This is a genomic window from Brevundimonas sp. SORGH_AS_0993 (genome assembly GCF_030818545.1).
Lineage (GTDB): Bacteria > Pseudomonadota > Alphaproteobacteria > Caulobacterales > Caulobacteraceae > Brevundimonas.
Genome location: NZ_JAUTAH010000001.1, coordinates 2,520,197 through 2,539,496 on the forward strand (window position 1 = coordinate 2,520,197; position 19,300 = coordinate 2,539,496).

Annotated in this window: 16 protein-coding genes and 1 pseudogene; 14 read left to right on the forward strand and 3 right to left on the reverse strand. The window is 68.6% G+C overall.

Annotated features, from left to right (window positions below; translation table 11 throughout):
* Positions 1–136 precede the first annotated feature (136 nt).
* The 6 genes from QE389_RS12485 (at position 137) to rplT (ending at position 6,059) form a co-directional block, all read left to right on the forward strand.
* Positions 137–1,126 (forward strand): glycosyltransferase family 9 protein, encoded by a 990-nt coding sequence (locus QE389_RS12485; RefSeq protein WP_307367787.1) that lies wholly within the window; start codon positions 137–139, stop codon positions 1,124–1,126.
* Between the two features lie 125 nt (positions 1,127–1,251).
* Entirely contained in the window at positions 1,252–1,773 is a 522-nt protein-coding gene (gene infC, locus QE389_RS12490) for a translation initiation factor IF-3 (protein WP_307367791.1), read from the forward strand.
* 127 nt (positions 1,774–1,900) lie between these two features.
* Positions 1,901–3,907, forward strand: a complete 2,007-nt coding sequence (locus tag QE389_RS12495; RefSeq protein ID WP_307367794.1) for a S9 family peptidase — start codon at positions 1,901–1,903, stop codon at positions 3,905–3,907.
* A gap of 28 nt (positions 3,908–3,935) precedes the next feature.
* A complete protein-coding gene (locus tag QE389_RS12500; protein ID WP_307367796.1) occupies positions 3,936–5,234 on the forward strand; it encodes an MFS transporter in 1,299 nt (432 codons plus the stop codon).
* Between the two features lie 164 nt (positions 5,235–5,398).
* Positions 5,399–5,596 carry a 50S ribosomal protein L35 gene (gene rpmI, locus QE389_RS12505; protein ID WP_054766748.1) on the forward strand — a complete coding sequence of 66 codons (198 nt, stop codon included), beginning with the start codon at positions 5,399–5,401 and terminating at the stop codon, positions 5,594–5,596.
* A gap of 109 nt (positions 5,597–5,705) precedes the next feature.
* Entirely contained in the window at positions 5,706–6,059 is a 354-nt protein-coding gene (gene rplT / locus QE389_RS12510) for a 50S ribosomal protein L20 (RefSeq protein WP_307367805.1), read from the forward strand.
* A 177-nt stretch (positions 6,060–6,236) separates the two neighbouring features.
* Here rplT and QE389_RS12515 read toward each other — a convergent pair whose 3' ends face one another.
* Positions 6,237–7,838 (reverse strand): ATP-binding protein, encoded by a 1,602-nt coding sequence (locus QE389_RS12515; protein ID WP_307367807.1) that lies wholly within the window; start codon positions 7,836–7,838, stop codon positions 6,237–6,239.
* Between the two features lie 160 nt (positions 7,839–7,998).
* On the opposite strand from QE389_RS12515, the gene QE389_RS12520 reads away from it, so the two are divergent.
* The 6 genes and pseudogenes from QE389_RS12520 to QE389_RS12545 all read left to right on the forward strand — a co-directional run bounded on the left by QE389_RS12520 (position 7,999) and on the right by QE389_RS12545 (position 14,447).
* Positions 7,999–9,021 (forward strand): polysaccharide deacetylase family protein, encoded by a 1,023-nt coding sequence (locus tag QE389_RS12520; RefSeq protein WP_307367809.1) that lies wholly within the window; start codon positions 7,999–8,001, stop codon positions 9,019–9,021.
* An 86-nt stretch (positions 9,022–9,107) separates the two neighbouring features.
* A complete protein-coding gene (pheS, locus tag QE389_RS12525; protein ID WP_307367810.1) occupies positions 9,108–10,184 on the forward strand; it encodes a phenylalanine--tRNA ligase subunit alpha in 1,077 nt (358 codons plus the stop codon).
* A gap of 53 nt (positions 10,185–10,237) precedes the next feature.
* The gene (locus QE389_RS12530; protein ID WP_307367812.1) at positions 10,238–10,633 is read left to right on the forward strand and encodes a hypothetical protein; all 396 of its coding nucleotides are present in this window, start codon (positions 10,238–10,240) and stop codon (positions 10,631–10,633) included.
* Positions 10,630–13,096, forward strand: a pseudogene (gene pheT, locus QE389_RS12535) (phenylalanine--tRNA ligase subunit beta). Before QE389_RS12530 ends, pheT begins: the two are co-directional and overlap by 4 nt.
* A gap of 85 nt (positions 13,097–13,181) precedes the next feature.
* Positions 13,182–13,646 carry a hypothetical protein gene (locus QE389_RS12540; RefSeq protein ID WP_307367816.1) on the forward strand — a complete coding sequence of 155 codons (465 nt, stop codon included), beginning with the start codon at positions 13,182–13,184 and terminating at the stop codon, positions 13,644–13,646.
* Between the two features lie 192 nt (positions 13,647–13,838).
* Positions 13,839–14,447, forward strand: coding sequence for a DUF1134 domain-containing protein (locus QE389_RS12545; RefSeq protein WP_307367819.1), 609 nt, complete (start codon positions 13,839–13,841; stop codon positions 14,445–14,447).
* A 51-nt stretch (positions 14,448–14,498) separates the two neighbouring features.
* Here QE389_RS12545 and QE389_RS12550 read toward each other — a convergent pair whose 3' ends face one another.
* Positions 14,499–15,392 (reverse strand): NAD-dependent epimerase/dehydratase family protein, encoded by an 894-nt coding sequence (locus QE389_RS12550; RefSeq protein WP_307367822.1) that lies wholly within the window; start codon positions 15,390–15,392, stop codon positions 14,499–14,501.
* Between the two features lie 23 nt (positions 15,393–15,415).
* Positions 15,416–16,645, reverse strand: a complete 1,230-nt coding sequence (locus tag QE389_RS12555; protein WP_307367825.1) for an NAD-dependent epimerase/dehydratase family protein — start codon at positions 16,643–16,645, stop codon at positions 15,416–15,418.
* Positions 16,646–17,004: 359 nt separating this feature from the next.
* On the opposite strand from QE389_RS12555, the gene QE389_RS12560 reads away from it, so the two are divergent.
* Together QE389_RS12560 and QE389_RS12565 are read left to right on the forward strand one after the other, a co-directional pair.
* Positions 17,005–17,928, forward strand: coding sequence for a DUF4167 domain-containing protein (locus QE389_RS12560; RefSeq protein WP_307367829.1), 924 nt, complete (start codon positions 17,005–17,007; stop codon positions 17,926–17,928).
* Positions 17,929–17,999: 71 nt separating this feature from the next.
* Complete coding sequence (locus QE389_RS12565; protein WP_307367832.1) at positions 18,000–19,268, forward strand: response regulator; 1,269 nt, start codon at positions 18,000–18,002, stop codon at positions 19,266–19,268.
* The last annotated feature ends 32 nt before the right edge of the window (positions 19,269–19,300 follow it).

The window sequence follows — 19,300 nt, forward strand, 5'->3', positions numbered from 1 at the left end:
ATCCTCGGGCTTGACCCGAGGATCGGGCGTGACGCACACGGACGACTGAAGGCGGCCCCGGCCGTAACCCTGCGCCCGCAGTTCTCGCGCGGCGCCGCCGATCCTCGGGTCAAGCCCGAGGATGACGGAGGAATAAGTGTCCGCGCCCCCGAAATCGCCTCAAGTCCTGTTCGTCACCTCCAACCGCATCGGCGACTGCGTCATCTCGTCGGGCGTGATCCGCGAGATCGCGCGTCAGGTTCCGGGGGCGCAGATCACCGTGGCCTGCGGGCGTCCGCCCGCCCCCTTCTTCCGTTCGGCGCCCGGCGTGGTGCGGACCATCGTGCTCGACAAGAAGAAAATGGCCGGACACTGGCTGGACCTGTGGCGGCAGGTGGCGGGGACGCGCTGGGACCTGGTGATCGACATCCGGGGCTCGGCCCTGGCCTATCTGATCCCGGCGAAGCGGCGCATCGTCTATAACCGCTCGTGGGAGACGGGCCTGCGCAAGGTCGAGATGGTGTCGCGGCTGATGGGCTCGCCGACGCCGCTGGATCCCGAAATCTTCCTGGACGATCAGGCGCGGGCCGAGGCCGCCGCCGTTATCGATTCGCAGCTGGCGGAGGGCGCCGGGCCCGGCCCGATCATCGCCACCCGTATCATGGCCCTGGCGCCCATCGCGCATCAGCCGGGCAAGAGCTGGCCCGCCGACCGTTGGGGCGCGTTGGTCGAGAAGTTGAAGGCCGAGCCGCGGTTCGATGGTTGGCGCTTCATGCCCGTGGGCGGGCCGGGGGACCGGCCGCCCGCCACGCCGGCGCTCGAAGCCGCAGGGCCGCGCGGGATCGACTTCGTCGGCAAGGGCGACATTCTGGCCTCGGCCGCCGCCATCGACCGGGCCGACCTGTTCGTCGGCAATGATTCCGGCCTGATGCATGTGTCGGCGGCGTTGGGCCGACCGACGTTGGGCCTGTTCGGGCCGACGGAATGGTGGCTGTACGGTCCGTGGGGCCCGAAGACGCGCACCGTCGCCTCGAACGAGACGCGGGGTCAGTTCGCCCCGATCGAGGCCCTGACCGTCGATCATGTGTTCGAGGCGGTCCTGGCCCTGCATGACGCCTACATCGGCGAAACGCCTGCGACGCCTTGAAAAACCGGGGCTTCGCGCGCATATTGCCGGGCTTGAGGGGAACGTGGCGCAGGCCGCGCCATTCCGCTCATCACGACACACGCTTTATCTGACCACATAAGGAAACGACGCCCATTCGCCGTCCCATGCAAGCGCCGCCCGTGAAGGACGGGCCGCGTATGAACCAGGATATCCGCTCGCCCCGCGTTCTGCTCATTGATCAGAACGGCGAGAAGCAGGGCGTCATGCCGACCTCCGCCGCGCTGGAAGCCGCCGAAGAGGCCGGAATGGATCTGGTCGAGATCGTCTCCACCTCCGAACCGCCGGTGGCCAAGATCCTCGATTACGGCAAGCACCGTTTCCAGGAGCAGAAGAAGAAGGCCGAGCAGCGCAAGCGCCAGAAGGTCGTCGAGCTGAAGGAAATCAAGCTCCGGCCCAACATCGACACCCACGACTATGAGGTGAAGGCCAAGGCCATGCACCGCTTCTTCGACGAGGGCGACAAGGTGAAGGTCACTTTGCGCTTCCGCGGTCGTGAAATGGCGCACCCCGAACTGGGCATGAAGCTGCTGAACAAGGTCCAGGCCGACTTCGACGAGGTCGCCAAGGTCGAGTTCGCGCCCAAAATGGAAGGCCGCCAGATGATCATGATCCTGGCCCCGCGCTGATCGCGATCCCTCGCTGAACATCGAACGCCCTGGTCGAAAGACCGGGGCGTTTTTTGTTTTTCGGACGCAACGGGTTGTCTGATCCTTCGTCTTCTGGTTGAGCTTGACCGTGGAGATGGGGGCGTCGATGCGGAAGTTCGGGCGGGCCAGACGGCTTGCGGCGTTGGGCGGGCTGTTGGTCCTTTGCGTCGTCGGACGCCCCGCCCAGGCGGACCCCGCGCCCGACCAGCCCGCGCCGCCCGCGCTTGAGGCTCCCGAGCTTGAGGCTTACGCCGCCTCGCCCGCCGTCGATCTGATGGCGCTGTCGCCCAGCGGAAAGCGGGTCGCGCGGGTCGCCGTGGCGGGTGAGGAGCGGGTGATCGCCGTCACCCATCTGGACACGGGCCAACTTCTGTTCACCGCGACCCTGGGCGACTCCAAGGTGCGCGACCTGGCCTGGATCGGAGAGGAACGGGTGCTGGTCGTGGCGTCCGAAACGCGCGCCATTCCCATGCTGGGCGTGCCGAAATCGGAGCTTTACTTCGGCGTCATCGCGGACCTAGCCACCGGCAAGCTGGTCCGCGTGCTGGACCGGACCGAGGATGTCCTGCCCGTGCTTTACGGGCCGGCTTCGGTGCGAAAAGCCGACGCGGGCGAGACCGTGTTCGTGCGCGGCGTGACCGTCACCTCCGATGCGATCGACCTCTACCGGATCGACCTCAGAAACGGCCGAGGCCGGGCGGTGCAGCCGATGGATCGGGAGACGGGCGACTATGTGCTGGACCGCACCGGAGCTTTGCTGGCGCGGGCGCGCTATGTCGAGAGAAGCCGTGTGTGGACGATGCAGTTGCCGCGCGACGGCCGGTTCCGCGACGCCTGGTCCGTGACGGAGCCGATCGACACGCCGCAATTCCTGGGCATGGGCCGCTCGCCCCGCACGGTGGTGGTCGGGGCGGATCGACCGGACCTGACCGGCAGCGACCCCGAGGCCGAAGGCGCGGTGCTGTTCGAGGTGAATGTCGATACCGGGGAATGGACCCGCCTACCGTTCGAGCACGATCCCGACCAGCTGTTGCACCACCCTGAGACCCGTCTGTTGATCGGCGCCGCTCGCGTCGAGGAGGACGGCGAACACTATGAGTTCATTGAACCGACGGCGGCAAGCCGCTGGCGTTCGATCCAGCGTGCGTTGCAGGGCAAGCCGGCCCGTCTGGTGTCGTGGAGCGACGACCTGAGACGCATCCTGATCTTCACCGACACGGAAGACTCCGGCCTGTATCAACTGGTCGATTTCGACCGCGGCGTCGCCGACGTGCTGGCCGAGGCCTATCCGACGATCACGCCCCAGCAGGTCGGCGCCGTGCGTCCGATCCGGTACGCCGCCGCCGATGGTCTTGAGATTTCCGGCTATCTGACCCTGCCGCCCGGTGTCGAGACGGCCGATAATCTGCCGCTGATCGTCCTGGCGCACGGCGGGCCGGCGTCGCGCGACGTGTCGGGCTTCGACTGGCAGGCCCAGGCCCTGGCCTCGCGCGGCTATGCGGTCCTGCAGGCCAATTTCCGCGGCTCCACAGGCTACGGCCGCACCTTCCTGGAAGCCGGCTATGGCGAATGGGGCCGCAAGATGCAGACCGACCTGTCGGACGGCGTCCGGTGGCTGGCGGGCCAGGGGATGATCGACCCCGAGCGCGTCTGCATCGTCGGCGCCAGCTATGGCGGTTACGCCGCCATGGCCGGTCTGACGCTGGATCGCGGCGTCTATCGTTGCGCGGTGTCCTACGCCGGGGTTTCCGACCTACGGCGCATGGTCAACTGGGAAGCCCGGCAACAGGAACGGCGCGACAATCAGACGGTGCGCTACTGGAACCGATTCATGGGCGCGGCCCGCCTGAACGACCGGGCGGTGGACGCCCTGTCGCCCGCCTTTCTGGCCGAGACGGTGGACAAGCCCCTGCTGCTGATTCACGGCCGCGACGACACCGTCGTGCCTATCGAGCAGAGCCGCGTCATGGCCGAAGCGATGCGGCGCGCCGCAAAGCCGGTGGAGCTGATCGAGCTGACGGGCGAGGACCACTGGATGTCGCGGGCCGAGACCCGGCTGAGAGCCCTGCGCGAGACAGTGCGCTTTCTGGAAGCGAACAATCCGCCTCGCTAGTCGGCCGGCGTCGGGCTAGATCATCGGCATGACGACGTCTCCTGGTTCGCCCAAGGTCCGCGCCCCCGTGCTGGCGGTGCTGTTTTCGGTGGTGTTCATCAATCTGGTCGGGTTCGGGCTGGTGGTGCCGCTCTTGCCCTTCTTCGCCCAGAGCCTGAAGGCCGAGGCGTGGCAGATCACCCTGATGTTCTCGGCCTATTCGCTGGGGCAGTTCTTCGCCGAGCCGTTCTGGGGGCGGCTGTCGGACCGGATCGGGCGCAAGCCGGTGCTGCTGGCGACCCTGACGGCCAATGCGGTCGGCTATGTGATGCTGGCCTTCGCGCCCAACATCTGGCTGGCGATCGCGGTGCGGCTGTTCACCGGCCTGGGCGCGGGAAACATCTCGACGGTCCAGGGCTATGTCGCCGATGTGACCCCGCCCGAGCAGAGGGCCGGACGGATGGGTCTGATCGGGGCCGCCTTCGGCCTGGGCTTCATCGTCGGGCCGGGGCTGGGCGGGCTGCTGACCCAGCCGCAGTTGGGCCATATCGGATACCAACTGCCCATCTTCCTGGCGGCGGCTCTGGCGGCCCTGGCCGCGCTGGGGGTGATCGTCTTCCTGCGCGAAAGCCGGGCCAAGGCCGATCCGGCCGCGCCGCGCCCGGCCTTCCTGTCCGGTCTGCGCGACGCACGGACCAATCCGGTGGTGTCGCGTGTGCTGGTCGTGACCCTGATCTACATGGCCGGCTTTTCGGCCATGGAGAGCGTCTTCGGCCTGTGGGCCGAGCAGCGCTATGCGTGGGGGGCGCGCGAGGTGGGGCTCAGCTTCATGATCGTGGGCCTCGTCTCGGTGCTGAACCAGGGGTTCCTGGCCGGGCGGCTGGCGCGGCGGTTCGGGGAATCGCGCGTGCTGGCGACGGGGATGCTGCTGTTCGGGACGTCGCTGGTGCTGCAGGTCGTGGCGCCCGTCGCCTGGTTTCCGGCCATGCGGCTGGAGATCGGCGCCCTGACGATCCCGGTCGTGCAGGGCTGGATCGTTCCGATCGTGATGGCGGTGGGGGCCTGCGGCATGTCGCTGGCCATGCCCAATATCTCGGCCATGATCAGCCGCGCCTCTCCGCCCGACCGCCAGGGCGCCATGCTGGGGCTGAACATGGCCTCCAGCTCCATCGCGCGCATCTTCGGCCCCATGGTCGCCGGCGCCCTGTTCTCGGGCCTGGGACACGACTGGCCCTTCCTGGTCGGCGCCCTCTTGACGATTCCGGCGGCGGTGATGGCGATCAATGCGGGCCGGGCGATCCAGCGCGGCCGGAAGACCGATGCGGCGCTCTCGCAATCCCCGTCCTGAGACTCATCTTGCGCCGGATGCGGTCTTCGCGTAGAAGCCGCGCCTTCGCGTACCGAACCGCCGGGCGAACAGGCATGCCTGGGCGGTTCTTAAACTCTGAGGAAACACCGAAAGACGGGCTCAAGCAGCTCTAAGAGCGGTAGCCCCTCAAAAAGGAGACTGAAATGCCGAAACTGAAGACGAAGTCGGGCGCCAAGAAGCGCTTCAAATTCACGGCCACGGGCAAGGTGAAGGCCGGGGTTGCGGGCAAGCGTCACCGCTTGATCAGCCACAACTCGAAATACATCCGCCAGAACCGCGGCACCGAGACGATGTCCGACGCCGACGCCAAGAAGATCAAGTCCTACATGCCCTACGCCTGATCGGCGCCGGGTTCACAGACGATCTTCCGCACTGAATTTGAACAACAGTCCCTCAAGCAGCAAGCCGCCGCGCGGCGCGCGATAGGGACTTCCCAAAGGGAAAAACATCATGGCTCGCGTCAAACGTGGCGTAACTTCGCACGCCAAGCACAAGAAGGTTCTGGAGCAGGCCAAGGGCTTCCAGGGCCGTCGCAAGAACACCATCCGCACGGCCAAGGCCGCCGTCGACCGCGCCGGGCAATACGCCTATCGCGACCGTCGCGCCAAGAAGCGCAACTTCCGCGCCCTGTGGATCCAGCGCATCAACGCCGCCGCCCGTGTCGAAGGCTTCACCTACAGCCAGTTCATCAACGGCCTGAACAAGGCCGGCATCGAATTGGACCGCAAGGTTCTGGCCGCCATCGCTGCCGACGGCGCCGGCTTCAAGGCCATCGCCGACAAGGTCCGCGCCGCCCTGGCCTAAGCCGGATCGCGCCGGCGTCGCTCAAGCCGCGAACGACCGCATCACGCGCATGGCGAACAAGACTGACGCCCGCTCCGGCTTCGCCGGGGCGGGCGTTCTTCGTTGTCGGGGCGTCGCGTCGTCGTGCGTCGGCGTTCCGCGTTCGTCCTTACGGACGCCCTGGAGGGGTGATCGACCTTATGCGGCGCAAGGGGCCGAGGCGGCTTCGGCTGCGGCCGCGGTCATGATCTGACGGATGGCGTTCAGAAGGGCGTCCGGCTGGATCGGCTTTTGCGCCACGCCGTCCATGCCGGCGGCGCGATAGTCCAGGGCGTCATGTTCGTCGGCGTTGGCGGTCAGGGCCAGGATCGGCAGATGCGCCGCCGGACCGGACAGGGCGCGGATGGCGCGGGTGGCGGCGATGCCGTCCATGACCGGCATGTTGATGTCCATCAGCACCAGGTCGAAGGGGCGGGCGGCGACGGCCTCCAGCGCCTGTCGGCCGTTCTCGGCCGTCTCCAGGGTGCAGCCGAACATCTCCAGCACCCGGGCCGCGACGAAGCGGTTGGTGACGTTGTCGTCGACCACCAGAACATGAAGGGTGTCGTGGGGCGTGGGCGGGGCCGGCGGCGTCGCCACGGCGGTCGGGGAGGCGGCGGGCCGCAGGGGCAGCCGCACCTGGAACCGCGCGCCGCCCTGGGGCGAGGTCGACAGGCCGATGGCGCCGCCCATCCGCTCGGCGATCTGACGGCAGATGGCCAGGCCCAGGCCCGCGCCTGCGCCTTCCCGACCCGCCTTGCCGGTGTTGAAGGGGTCGAAGATGCCGGCCGCCGCCGCCTCGGGCACGCCGGGGCCGCTGTCGTCGATGGTCAGGACGACCTGACCGTCCGCCCGGCTTTCGATACGGGCCACGACCTCGCCTTGCGTGGTGAACTTCAGGGCGTTGCCGATCAGATTGTTCAGCAGTTGCTTCAGTCGCATCCCGTCCGCCTGCACCCACGGGGCGGCCAGGCGCGGTTCGACGCGCAGGGCCAGGCCCTTTTCCTCGGCGCGGGCGCGCCACAGGGCGTCGATGTCGAAGGCGACGGCCGCCAGGTCCAGCGGCTCCTCCTCCAGGGTCAGCATGCCGGCCGAGGCGCGCGACATGTCCAGGGCGTCGGTCAGCAGGCGCAGCAGGCTCTGGCCCGAATCGATGATGGTGCGGACGTAGGGGCGCAGTTCCTGCTGCTCCAGCTTCCTGTCCATCAGGGCGGCGACGCCCAGCACGCCGTTCAGGGGGGTGCGGATCTCGTGACTCATCACCGCCAGGAACTCGGACTTGGCGCGGCTGGAGGCGACGGCCTCGGCCTCGGCGGCGGCCAGATCGCGGGCCAGGGCCCCCATCTCCTCGGCCCGCTGGCGGTGCAGGGCGGCGCCGGCCTGAACGACCTGCAGGGCTGTGCCGACGCCGATGTAGCGTCCCTCCGACACCACGATGAACCCGCCCAGCAAGGCGCCCAGTTCGGCCGTGCCATAGGCGTGGAAGAAGGTCTCGGCGCTGGTGGCGGCCTCGGCCACGGGGGCGTTGCGGTCCATCAGGCTGTCGGCGGGCTTGCGCGCATACAGGGCGCGCCCGAACTCGGCCGCCATGCGCAGGGTGAAGGCGTTGCGCTCGATCAGCCCCAGCGGCCTGCCGTCGTCGGCGACCACGGCCAGGGCCAGGGTGTTGGGTTCGGCCTGAAATCGTTCGAACACCTCGGCGCCCGAGGCGGTCGGGGCCACCGGCGCGATCAAGTCGACGAAATCACCGATCAGCGGCATCGCGGTCCCCACCTCAAAGCCGGTAAGGTCTAGCCCACGAGGTTTAACGCCAGCTTTGCCGTTCGTGAACCTTTCGCAGCGGCTTTTCGACAGTCGCTCTGTCAACGGATGAAAAATGCGCGGGCTAGGCCCGGCGGGGCGGTCGGCCTAGAATAGGGGCATGACGGCACGCCCCCTGTTCCGCGGCCTGACGGCCCTCCTCTGCCTGTCCAGTCTGGCCTGGGCGGGTTGGGCGCAAGCCCAGACCCAGGCCCAGGCCCCAGCGCGGGCCGAACCGCGGCGGGTCGCCCTGACCATCGACGACCTGCCATTTCAGGCCGGACCGCAAATCCTGTGCGACCGTGCCGCGGCCCTGACGCTGACGCGGCGGTTCGTGGACATGCTGCGGCCCTTGCACACCCATGCGACGGGCTTCGTGAATGAGGGCGACGCCTGCCCCGGCGCCGGCCGAGCGGTTCTGACGGCGGCCTTGAGCGTGTGGACGGGCGCGGGCCTGGACCTGGGCAACCACACAGCCCATCACCTCGATCTGGACAAGACGACGGTGGGGGCCTGGCTGGCCGATGTCGATGCGGGCGCGGCCGTGACGCGGGGCGTCCTGAGGGCGCGGGGAAGGCCGTTGCGCTGGTTCCGCCATCCCTATCTCTCGACCGGCGACACCCGGGCCAAGCACGACGCGGCGGCCGAGGGCCTGGCCCTACGCGGCTACGCCGTCGCTCCGGTCACGATCGCCGCCAACGACTGGATGTTCGCCGACGCCTATCGCAAGGCCCAGGGTTTGGGCGACGCCGCCCTGATGCGCCGAATCGGCGAGGCCTATGTGGCCTATACGGCGGCGGTGCTGGATTTCGCCGGGCCCTTCAGCGCCGAGGTCGCCGGCGGGCGAGAGCCGCCCCAGGTTCTGCTGGTGCACGCCAGCGCCCTGAACCAGGACTGGTATCCGCGGATTCACGCCCTTTTCCTGGCGCGGGGCTATCGGTTCGTCCCGTTGCAACAGGTCCTGGCGGACCCGCTCTATCGGCGGCCCGACGCCTTCGTGGATCACGACGGAGGAACCTGGCTGCACCGCTGGCGACAGGCGGACGGGGCGACGGACCGCTATGAGCCGGCGCCCCCGGCCTGGATCGTCCAGGCCCTGTCGACGCCCCCCGAAGGCTTGGCCGCCCTTGCGCCCAAGTCGTAATTTTCGTCCGGGGCGGGGTTCAAGACCCTGTCGGCGGCGCCAGGCGGTTCCGTCCGAACCGATCATGCTCTAAGGCACGGGCCATAATGACCGATCTCGCCACACTCGAACTCGAACTGATCAACGCCATCGGCAGCGCCGAAAGCGTCGCCGCCCTGGAGGAGGTGCGCGTCGCCGCCCTGGGCAAGTCCGGCTCCGTCTCGGGCCTGCTGAAGGGCATGGGCGCCATGAGCCCGGACGAGCGCCGCGAGAAGGGACCGATGATCAACGGCCTGCGCGACCGCGTCGCCTCGGCCATCGCCGCGCGCAAGGCCGAACTGGAGGCCGCCGAACTGGATGCGCGGCTTCAGGCCGAACGCATCGACCTGACCCTGCCGGCCCGGCCGCGCCGGAAGGGCGGGGTCCATCCCACCATGCAGACGATGGACGAGATGATCGCCCTCTTCGCCGAAATGGGTTTCGCGGTGGCGGAAGGCCCCGACATCGAGGACGACTTCCACAACTTCACCGCCCTGAACTTCCCGCCCAAACATCCGGCGCGGGAGATGCACGACACCTTCTTCCTGAAGCCCGACCCCGAGACGGGCGAGCGCAAGGTGCTGCGGACCCACACCAGCCCGGTGCAGGTCCGCACCATGATGTCACAGACGCCGCCGATCCGCATCGTCGCGCCGGGCCGTACCTTCCGCAAGGATTCGGACGCCACCCACACGCCGATGTTCCACCAGATCGAAGGTCTGGTGATCGACCGCGACATCCATATGGGGCATCTGAAGACCACGTTGGAAACCTTCATCGCCCGCTTCTTCGAACTGGACGCGGTTCAGGCGCGGTTCCGCCCGCACCACTTCCCCTTCACCGAGCCGTCGGCCGAGATGGACATTCGCTGCGACCGTTCCGGCGGGAAGCTGGTGTTCAACACCGGCGACGACTGGCTGGAGATTCTGGGCTGCGGGATGGTGCATCCCAATGTGCTGCGGAACTGCGGCATCGACCCGAACGAGTATCAGGGCTTCGCCTTCGGCATGGGCGTGGACCGCCTGGCCATGCTCAAATACGGCGTGCCCGACCTGCGCCCCATGTTCGAGGCCGACACCCGCTGGCTGGCCCACTACGGCTTCTCGGCCTTCGCCGCCCCCAACCCGGCCTCGGGCCTGAGCTGATCCCATGACTGACGGGGCTCCGGCCGCGTCATACCGATTAAAAGGCTGAAGTAATGGCGCGTTTGCCGATCAACCGACCCGTCAATCTTGCACGCGACTTGACCCAGACGACGTTCGAGAACGTCGATCTGAACCTGCACGATCTTTATCAGCATTGCCGCGACAAGGGTGCGGTCGTGGGGCGCGCCTTCACCGGCTGCCGGCTGGATGGTCCGGCGATCGTTCTGGTCGGGCCTGGCACGACGTTTGACGAGACGAACTTTGGCGACTCTCGCGGCGGCATGAAGAATCTTCTGCTTCAGCCGATGGGGGATAAGGCGCTGGGCACGATTCCGATGCACGACTGCACCTTTATCGGCTGCGAGTTCTATAATGTCGGCTTCACCGGAGCCGCAGAAATTCTGGAGCAGCTGGCGGCCGTTCCTACCGTGGCGGGACAGACGGCATGAAGTTCACCCTCTCCTGGCTGAAGGACCACCTCGAAACCGAGGCGGACGTGCATCGGATCGCCGAGGCCATGACCATGGCCGGGCTGGAGGTCGAGGACGTTCTCGATCCCGCCGCCAAACTGGCGCCCTTCACCGTGGCCAAGATCGTTTCGGCCGATCGTCACCCCAACGCCGACCGGCTGCAGGTCTGTCAGGTCGAGACGGTGGACGGGATGAAGGAGATCGTTTGCGGCGCGCCGAACGCGCGGGCGGGCCTGACCACCATCTACGCCCCCATCGGCGCCTATGTGCCGGGCCTGGGCGTCACCCTGGTCGAGAAGCCGGTGCGCGGCGTGGTGTCCAATGGGATGCTGTGTTCGGCGTCGGAGCTGGAGCTGGCCGACGAAAGCGACGGCATTCAGGAACTGCCGCCCGAAATCCCGGTCGGAACCCCGGTCGCGGGCCTGTTCGGCGCCGAGCCCGTCATCGACTTCGAGGTCACGCCGAACCGGCCCGACTGGCTGGGCGTCGCCGGGATCGCGCGCGATCTGGCGGCCGCCGGCGTCGGCAAGCTGAAGCATTTCGACATCGCCGTGGTGCGCGGGGGTTTCCCCTCGCCGATCTCGGTGCGGCTGGAGGCGCCCGAGATGTGCCCGGTCTTCGCCGGGCGGGTTATCCGGGGCGTGAAGAACGGCCCGTCGCCGGCCTGGCTGCAGAAGCGGCTGACGGCCATCGGTGTGAAATCTCATAATCGACTGGTCGATGTGACCAATCTGATCGCCTACGACCGCGCGCGGCCGCTGCACGTCTATGACTTGGCCAAGCTGTCGGGGACCGAGATCGTGGTGCGGGGCGGTCTGACCTCCGCCGAGACCGCCCATATCGAGGGTGGCGAGGTCGAACATCTGATCGCGCTGGACGGCAAGACCTACGCCGCTGCGGCGACTGACTGCGTCATCGCGGACGCCAATGGAGAACGCCCCATCGGTCTGGGCGGCGTCATGGGCGGGGAATCGACCGGTTGCGACGAGACCACCACCGACGTCTTCCTGGAAAGCGCCTGGTTCGACCCGCTGGTCATCGCCCAGACAGGGCGCACGCTGGGCATCCATTCCGACGCCCAGTATCGGTTCGCGCGCGGCGTCGATCCGGTTTCGGTCACGCCGGGGCTGGAACTGGCCACACGGCTGATCCTGGACCTGTGGCGGGGGCGAGCCGTCCGACATCGTCTTCGTCGGCGAACCCCCGGCTGGGCCTTCGCCCTTCGCCTTCGACCCCGCCCATGTGAAGCGTCTGACAGGCATGGACCTGGCGGACGACCGGATCGGGACCATCCTGGGCCAGCTGGGCTTCCTGGTGCAGGCCGCGCCCGCCGGTCAGGCCGCGCCGTGGGTCGTCACCCCGCCGTCGTGGCGCCGCGACGTGGAAGGCCCCGCCGATCTGGTGGAAGAGGTGGCGCGGATCGAGGGCTTCGACAGCCTGCCCGACACGCCCCTGCCCGAGGTCGCGCGTCCGGCCGGCGGGGTGCTGAACCCCCGTCAGGCCCGCGTCCGCACGGCGCGGCGCGCCCTGGCGGCCCTGGGTTACGCCGAGGCCGTCACCTGGTCCTTCACCAAACAGTCGACGGCGGCCCTGTTCGGCGGCGGCCCAGAAATCTCGAATGGGCGTCTGGTGCTGGAGAACCCCATCGCGGCCGATCTGGACTGCATGCGGCCCTCGGCCCTGCCGAACCTGACCCAGGCCGCCGCCCGCAACGCCGCGCGCGGTTTCGCCGACGCGGCGCTGTTCGAGATCGGCCCGATCTATCTGGGCGACGGGCCAGGCGATCAGCGCACGGTCATCGCCGGGCTTGTCGCGCCGCACGCCGCCCGCCACTGGGCCGGTCCCGACGAGGACGCCCTGTTCGCGCTGAAGGGCGACCTGACCGCCGTGCTGGAGGAGATCGGCGCGCCGGTCGCCTCGCTGCAACTGGTTCAGGGCCAGAACCGCGACTGGTGGCACCCCGGCCGTTCGGCCCGGCTGCAGCTGGGGCCGAAGAATGTGATGGTCGAGTTCGGCGAACTGCACCCGCGCGTGCTGAAGGCGCTGGACGCGGATGCGCCGATGCTGGCCTTCGAGATCGTGCTGGACAATGTGCCCGAGCCGCGCGGCCAGAAAGGCAAGAATGGGTCCGGCAAGGCGCGGGGATCGGCCGACCTGTCGACCCTGATGCCCCTGACCCGCGACTTCGCCTTCGTGGTCGAGGAGTTGAAGCCCGTGGGCGATCTGGTCCGCGCGGCCGCCGGCGCCGACAAGGCCCTGATCGCCGACGTCCGCGTCTTCGACGTCTATCGCGGCAAGGGCGTGGACGAGGGCTTCAAGTCCGTCGCCCTGGAGGTCGTCATCCAGCCGCGCGACGCCACCCTGACCGAAGCCGAGATCGAGGCCCTGACCGCCAAGATCGTGGCGGCCCTGGAGAAGCAGGGCGGCAGGCTGCGGGGGTAAAGGTCGGGAGCGGCTTTCCGGCGCGATCCTGAAGGCCGCCTTTCGACCTGCTGCGGATATTCCACATGCGCCATTGGGGTTCCGTATGAAACGGCACACGCTGTATTTCCCAGCCTTAGTTGTCGCTATTGTTGGCGGCGCGACGGTGGCCTTTTACGCCGTCTATCCTAATGTCGGCTTCCTTGTTCGGCCTGTGACCTACGTTTGCGCCGCCACTGCTTTGGTCCTGTTTCTCCGAATGGTTTTCGATCCTCGATTTCACCGTGGCATCGCGGCTGCCAATCGAGAGATGCATGGTGGCCAGTCATTTCGGTCCAGATGGCCTAAACTGAGGGATCCTGAGTGGGGACTGTTCGGCTCACGCGCCGGCGACAAATCGCTGCTGTTCGTCAGAACCGCACTGTTCTTTGAGTTTGGCGTTGCAATGCTGTTTGGTCGTGTGCGGCCCGATCTGACGCTGCTGGCTGCCGCGTCGTTTGGGGTGGCGATCATGCTATCGCTCTTGAACGTTGGGCTGAAACCCTCAGCGCCACATCCCAAAGCCAGCTAACCCTGGCTGACGGCCCACTACGATTGTGTTGTGGCTCAAAGGCGATGCAGGCTTCATGTGAAAGCCGTTTCACGCTGCATCCCGTAAGTTCCCGTTAACCTTGAAGCCGCAAGGCTGCCGCAAAGGTCGGGGACGGTGGTGCAAACCCGGCGCGTCCGCCGGCCGTCCCCCTCGCCGTCCTCGGAGCGCCCCATGCATCGTCGCCAACTGATCCTGTCCGGCCTGGCCACGGCGGCCGGCGCTTCGTCGATGGGCGCCTGCGCCACGGCGCCGGCTAATCCCAACTATCCGATCGCCTCGGACGAACGGGCCCAGGCCTACAGCTTCGATGAACTGGTGGCGGCGGGATCGCGCGAACTGGGCATCGCGGCCGAGGTCGTGGGCGGCGCCATCGAACGGGTCTTCGCCGACCAGGGCGATCGTCCGACCGCCTATATCGCAGGCGAGGAGGGGGCGGGCTCCTTCGTCGTGGGCGCGCGTTACGGCCGCGGCGCTTTGCACATGAAGGACCTGTCGGCCTCGCAGGAGGTGTTCTGGCAGGGCGCCTCGATCGGCTGGGACTGGGGTGGCAACGCCAGCCGGGTCTTCACCCTGGTCTATGGCCTGTATCACCCCGACATGCTCTATCGCCGCTATCCGGGGGTGGAGGGCTCGGCCTATCTGGTCGCCGGCCTGGGCGTGAACTACCAGCGCGCCGACGGCATCGTCCTGGCGCCGATCCGCACGGGCGTCGGCCTGCGCCTGGGCGCCAACGTCGGCACCATGAGCTACAGCCGCCAGCGGAATTTGTTGCCTTTCTAGGGGCGTTCTGCTCGCGACGCGGTCGCTCGCGGCTTGGGCGCGTGAGGGTTTCTAGCTCGCCAACCGCAGCGGCGGCGGGGCGTCGATCACCGCCGTCAGTCCCTCTCGCCAGGTCGGGTAGCGCGGGCGCCAGCCCAGCTCGGCCTTGGCCAGTGCGTTCGAGACGCGCTTGGAATCCAGGTAGAAACGCCGCATGGCCGCGCTGACCGAGGGATCGTCCAACTGGACCTCGGGCGGGCGGGGCAGACCCATCCGCTCGGCCGCCCATTCCATCACCACATCGGCGGGCGCCGGCTCGTCGTCGGTCAGATTGTAGGCGGCGCCCGGTCGCGGGCGGGCCATCGAGGCGAACAGGCCCGAGACGATGTCGTCCACATGGATGCGGTTGAAGATCTGGCCAGGCTTCCTGACCAGGCGCGCGCTGCCGTCGCGTAAGCGGTCCACCAGGCTGCGCCCCGGCCCGTAGAAGCCGGGCAGGCGGAAGATCTGCACCGTCAGCCCCATGCCGCGCGCGCCGTCCAGCCAGTCGCGCTCGGCCCGGACGCGACGGGCGCCCTCCAGAGCGGCGGCGTTCAGCGGCCCGTCCTCGAACACCCAGCCGCCGGCGCGGTCGCCATAGACGGCGGTGGAGGACAGATAGCCGATCCAGTCGGGCCAGGCGTTGGCGGCCAACGGCGCCAGGGCGCGCAAGCCCGGACAACCCTGACCGTCGGGCGCCGCCGTGATCAGGACGGCCGCAGCCTGCTCCAGCGCCGCCTTCAGCGCTTCGGCGTCTGCGGGGTCCAGGGCCGCGATCCCCTCGGCCGCCAGGGCCTGGCGTCGGGCGGCGTCGCGCGCGGTGGCCCAGGCCCGGCCGCCGCGGCGGATCGCCTCGAGCGCCGCCGCGCGCCCGACATAGCCGCCGCCGAAGACCAGCAGGGACGGGGCGGGGGCGGCGGTCGGCATGGCTTCGGTCGGGCTTTCGGCGGTCAGGCGGTGCGGCTTTGGGCGGGCGGCGCATCGAACGGCCGCGCTTGGTTTTCCAGCGCCTCGGCCCGGCGTTGGTTCCAGGCGGAGACGCAAGGCACGCGCGTCAGGTCCGCCCGGTCGGCGTAGCGGCGGGCGATCTCGGTCACGTCGCGCATCAGCCCCTCGGCCAGGGTGATCGGCTTCAGCCCCAGTTCCTTGAACTGGTCGTTGGCGACGACCAGGTCGTTCTCCTCGGCCTCCTGGCGCGGGTTGGGAACGTTGTGGATGGCGGCGCCGGTCATGTCGGCGACCATTTGGGCCAGGTCGCGCACGCGCCGGCTTTCGGTCATCTGGTTCAGGATCTTGACCCGGTCGCCGCGCCGGGGCGGGTTGTTCAGCGCCAACTCGACGCAGCGCACCGTGTCCTGAATATGGATGAAGGCGCGCGTCTGGCCGCCCGATCCATGCACCGTCAGCGGATAGCCGACCGCCGCCTGCATCAGGAACCGGTTCAGCACCGTGCCGTAGTCGCCGTCATAGTCGAAGCGGTTGATCAGCCGCGCGTCCTTGCGCGTCTCTTCGGTCTGGCAGCCCCAGACGATCCCCTGGTGCAGGTCGGTGATCCGCAGCCCGTCGTTCTTGGCGTAGAACTGGAACAGCAGGGCGTCCTGGGTCTTGGTCATGTGATAGATGCTGCCCGGATTGGGCGGGAACAGGATTTCCTGTTCGGTCGGGCCGAAGTCGGTGTCCACCGTGACCTTCAGATAGCCCTCGGGGATGCGCAGGCCGGCGGTCGTATAGCCATAGACCCCCATGGTGCCCAGATGGGCCAGATGCACGTCGCGCCCGCTCTCGACGATGGCGGCCAGCAGATGGTTGGTGGCGTTGATGTTGTTGTCGACGGTGTAGAGCTTGTGCCGCGCCGACTTCATCGAATAGGGGGCCGCGCGCTGCTCGGCGAAGTGGACGACGCTGTCGGGCCGAAGGTCGCGGATCAGGGCGACCAGGCGGTCGAATTCCTTGCCCACCGTCATGTTGACGAAGCCGATGTCGCGGCCCGAGACATCCTTCCAGGCCCGGATCCGCTCGCCCATGGTGCGGATCGGCGTCAGGGACTGGACCTCCAGTTCGTTGTCGATGTTCCGGCGGCTGAGGTTGTCGACGATGGTGACGTCCCACCCCCCCGCCGACAGGTGCAGCGCCGTGGGCCAGCCGCAGAAGCCGTCGCCGCCCAGAACCAGAACGCGCATGAAATGAAGCCTCGTTGGTCGTCTCAAACTCCATGCCTAGCCCATGCGGCGCGCGGCGGCAAAGCATCGGAGGGTATCGGGGCTGCGACACCTTGACGAATATCTCTTGGAAAGGCGCGTCGCACAGGCTAAGTCATCCCCGTCTCCCACTCATGACGCAGCTTTCCGGATGAACGTCCGGCTGTTCGCGGCTTGAGCCGATCATGACGGTCGGTCCCGAAAGGACCAGCGCACCATGCGGGCGGCAAGGCATTCCGACAGATCGACAATCGGGGATCGGCCCCGGGCGAAACGGAACCACGAAACGGACGGACCCGGCCTTTCAGGCGTCGGCTCCGACCCTGCACACGGTAGCGGGCATGAGAGATTTCAAGGGCATGAAGCGTCAACGCGGACGCAATCGGAACAAGGCGGGGGCGAACAACGCCAACAGCGCCAATCCGAATCGTTCGTGGGATTCGCAAGGCCCCGAGAACATCAAGGTTCGGGGGAACGCCCAGACCGTCTATGAACGCTATCAGCAGTTGGCCCGCGACGCGGCCTCCAGCGGCGACCGGGTTCTGGCCGAAAACTATCAGCAGCACGCCGAACACTATTATCGCGTCCTGAGGGCGCTGCAGCCGCAGCGGTCCTTCTCGGACATCGCCGCGCGCGAACAGTCGAACCAGGGCTTCGACATCGATTTCGAAGATGAATCGGGCGCCCAGGCCGCCGCCTTCGTCGCCGCCCAGCAGGCCGCCGAGCGCCAGGCCCAGGACGCCGCCGAACGGGCCGAGCAGAACCAGAACCGCGATCAGAACCGGGACCGCGACCGCGACTTCAACCGCGACCGGGATCAGAATCGGGACCAGAATCGTGAACCGCGCGAACCCCGCGAGGACGGCGAGGCCCGCGCCGAGGGCGAGGGCGGCGGTCGCCGCGAAAGCCGCCGCGAACGCTGGGAACGTCGCCGCGAGGAACGCAACCGTCGCTTCGAAACCCAGGAGAACCTCGGCGGCGAGGCCGACACGGTCGTCACCGCCGATGCGCCGGTCGAGGCCGTGCCCGTCGTCGCTGCACCCGAACCCGCCGTAGAGACCGAGACGGAGGCCGCCCGTCCGGCGCGCCGCACCCGCCGTCCGGCCGCCGCCGCTGTCGAGGACGAGGCGCCCGCCGCCCTGCCGGGCTTCCTGACCCGCGCGCCCGCCACCCCCGCGCCCGCCGCATCGAGCGAGGAGGCCGAGGCCGCGCCGCGTCGCCGCGCCCCGCGTCGCAAGGCCGAAACGGCCGCCAGCGAAGACTGAAAGCAACCCTGACGGGCATGTTTACCTGAACGCAACCCTTGCGCGCGATTCTGCGTCGCAGGGAGAGCGTCATGGAATTCGTCCTGTTGGGTTTCATTCTGCTTGTGGCCGCGGCCGTGGCCGGGGCGGGTTGGCGACAGGCTTTCCGCGCCCGCCAGGAGGCCGTCGCCCTGAGGCGGCTCAATCTCGATCTGCAACGCCGTCTCGCGGCGTGGGAATCCGACACTGACGCCGCGCGGCGGGTCGAGGAGCATCACGTCCAGTCCGCCCTTTTGCGCGCCGTGGGGCGCGAACTGCGCACGCCCCTGACCACGGTGATGGGCTTCGCCCAATGGCTGGGGTCGGCGCCCGACGCCGACCCCCTGACCCACCGCCAGGCCCAGGCCCTGCGCCGGATCGAGGCGGCAGCCGGCGTCCTGTGGGGGTTGGTCGAAGAGGCGGACGATCTGGCCGCGACGCCGGATGGAGGCTGCCGCCTGTCGATCCAGCGGCTGGACCTGCGACTGGCGCTGCTCCAGGTCTGCGAGGGCCTGGAGCCCCAGGCCATGGCGGCGGGCGTGATTCTGGCGTGTCCGCCGGCGGCTGCCGGGCTGGGCGTCGCCGTCGATCCCGCGGCCCTGCGCGGCCTGCTGCGTAGGCTGCTGAAGCCCGCCTTGCGTCACACGCCGCCGGGCGGGGCCGTTCGAATGACCCTGGCGCGCGTCGAGGGCCGGGTGACGGCGACGGTGCTGGACCCGGGCGGGTCGGCGACCGATCCGCTGGATCGCCTAAACGGGTCCATGGCCGGCTCTCTGGGCGGCTCTCTGGGCGTCGAGACCGTGCGGACCCTGGCCCAGCGGATGGGCGGGACGCTGGAGGCGCGGGCGGATGCGGACGGGACGCTGTACGTCCTGGGCCTGCCGGCGGCGGGCGCGCCCGTCGTGGCCGTTCGCGCGGGCGCGGTGGTGCTGCACATCGAGGACGATCCCGCCAACATCGCCCTGATGCGCCAGGTGACGCAGGCGCTGGGCCTGACCTTCTATGCCGCGACCTCGGGCGTCGAGGGGCTGGACCTGGCGCGGGCGCTGCGGCCCGATGCGATCCTGCTGGACATCGACCTGCCCGACATGGACGGCCACGAGGTGCGAACGCGGCTGGCGCTGGACCCCAAGACCTGCGCCGTGCCGGTCGTGGCGGTGACGGCCGCCGCCGGACAGGACGACATCCGCAAGGCCCAGGCCCTGGGCTTCGAAGCCTATCTGACCAAGCCGCTGGACCTGACGGCGCTGGCCGCCGTCCTGGCGGCCGTGCTGGGCGACGACGGGCCGGAAGCGGTTCCGTCGGCGGAGGCGATGCTCTAAGGGTGGGCGTGAATTAAGGATCGCTCAAGGCA

What these genes read in the sequence shown, in the direction of transcription:
- infC (WP_307367791.1), top strand. Translation starts at nt 1,252, where the DNA reads ATGCAAGCGCCGCCCGTGAAGGACGGGCCGCGTATGAACCAGGATATC.
- QE389_RS12495 (WP_307367794.1), top strand. Translation starts at nt 1,901, where the DNA reads ATGCGGAAGTTCGGGCGGGCCAGACGGCTTGCGGCGTTGGGCGGGCTG.
- QE389_RS12500 (WP_307367796.1), top strand. Translation starts at nt 3,936, where the DNA reads ATGACGACGTCTCCTGGTTCGCCCAAGGTCCGCGCCCCCGTGCTGGCG.
- rpmI (WP_054766748.1), top strand. Translation starts at nt 5,399, where the DNA reads ATGCCGAAACTGAAGACGAAGTCGGGCGCCAAGAAGCGCTTCAAATTC.
- rplT (WP_307367805.1), top strand. Translation starts at nt 5,706, where the DNA reads ATGGCTCGCGTCAAACGTGGCGTAACTTCGCACGCCAAGCACAAGAAG.
- QE389_RS12515 (WP_307367807.1), bottom strand. Translation starts at nt 7,838, where the DNA reads ATGCCGCTGATCGGTGATTTCGTCGACTTGATCGCGCCGGTGGCCCCG.
- QE389_RS12520 (WP_307367809.1), top strand. Translation starts at nt 7,999, where the DNA reads ATGACGGCACGCCCCCTGTTCCGCGGCCTGACGGCCCTCCTCTGCCTG.
- pheS (WP_307367810.1), top strand. Translation starts at nt 9,108, where the DNA reads ATGACCGATCTCGCCACACTCGAACTCGAACTGATCAACGCCATCGGC.
- QE389_RS12530 (WP_307367812.1), top strand. Translation starts at nt 10,238, where the DNA reads ATGGCGCGTTTGCCGATCAACCGACCCGTCAATCTTGCACGCGACTTG.
- QE389_RS12540 (WP_307367816.1), top strand. Translation starts at nt 13,182, where the DNA reads ATGAAACGGCACACGCTGTATTTCCCAGCCTTAGTTGTCGCTATTGTT.
- QE389_RS12545 (WP_307367819.1), top strand. Translation starts at nt 13,839, where the DNA reads ATGCATCGTCGCCAACTGATCCTGTCCGGCCTGGCCACGGCGGCCGGC.
- QE389_RS12550 (WP_307367822.1), bottom strand. Translation starts at nt 15,392, where the DNA reads ATGCCGACCGCCGCCCCCGCCCCGTCCCTGCTGGTCTTCGGCGGCGGC.
- QE389_RS12555 (WP_307367825.1), bottom strand. Translation starts at nt 16,645, where the DNA reads ATGCGCGTTCTGGTTCTGGGCGGCGACGGCTTCTGCGGCTGGCCCACG.
- QE389_RS12560 (WP_307367829.1), top strand. Translation starts at nt 17,005, where the DNA reads ATGAGAGATTTCAAGGGCATGAAGCGTCAACGCGGACGCAATCGGAAC.
- QE389_RS12565 (WP_307367832.1), top strand. Translation starts at nt 18,000, where the DNA reads ATGGAATTCGTCCTGTTGGGTTTCATTCTGCTTGTGGCCGCGGCCGTG.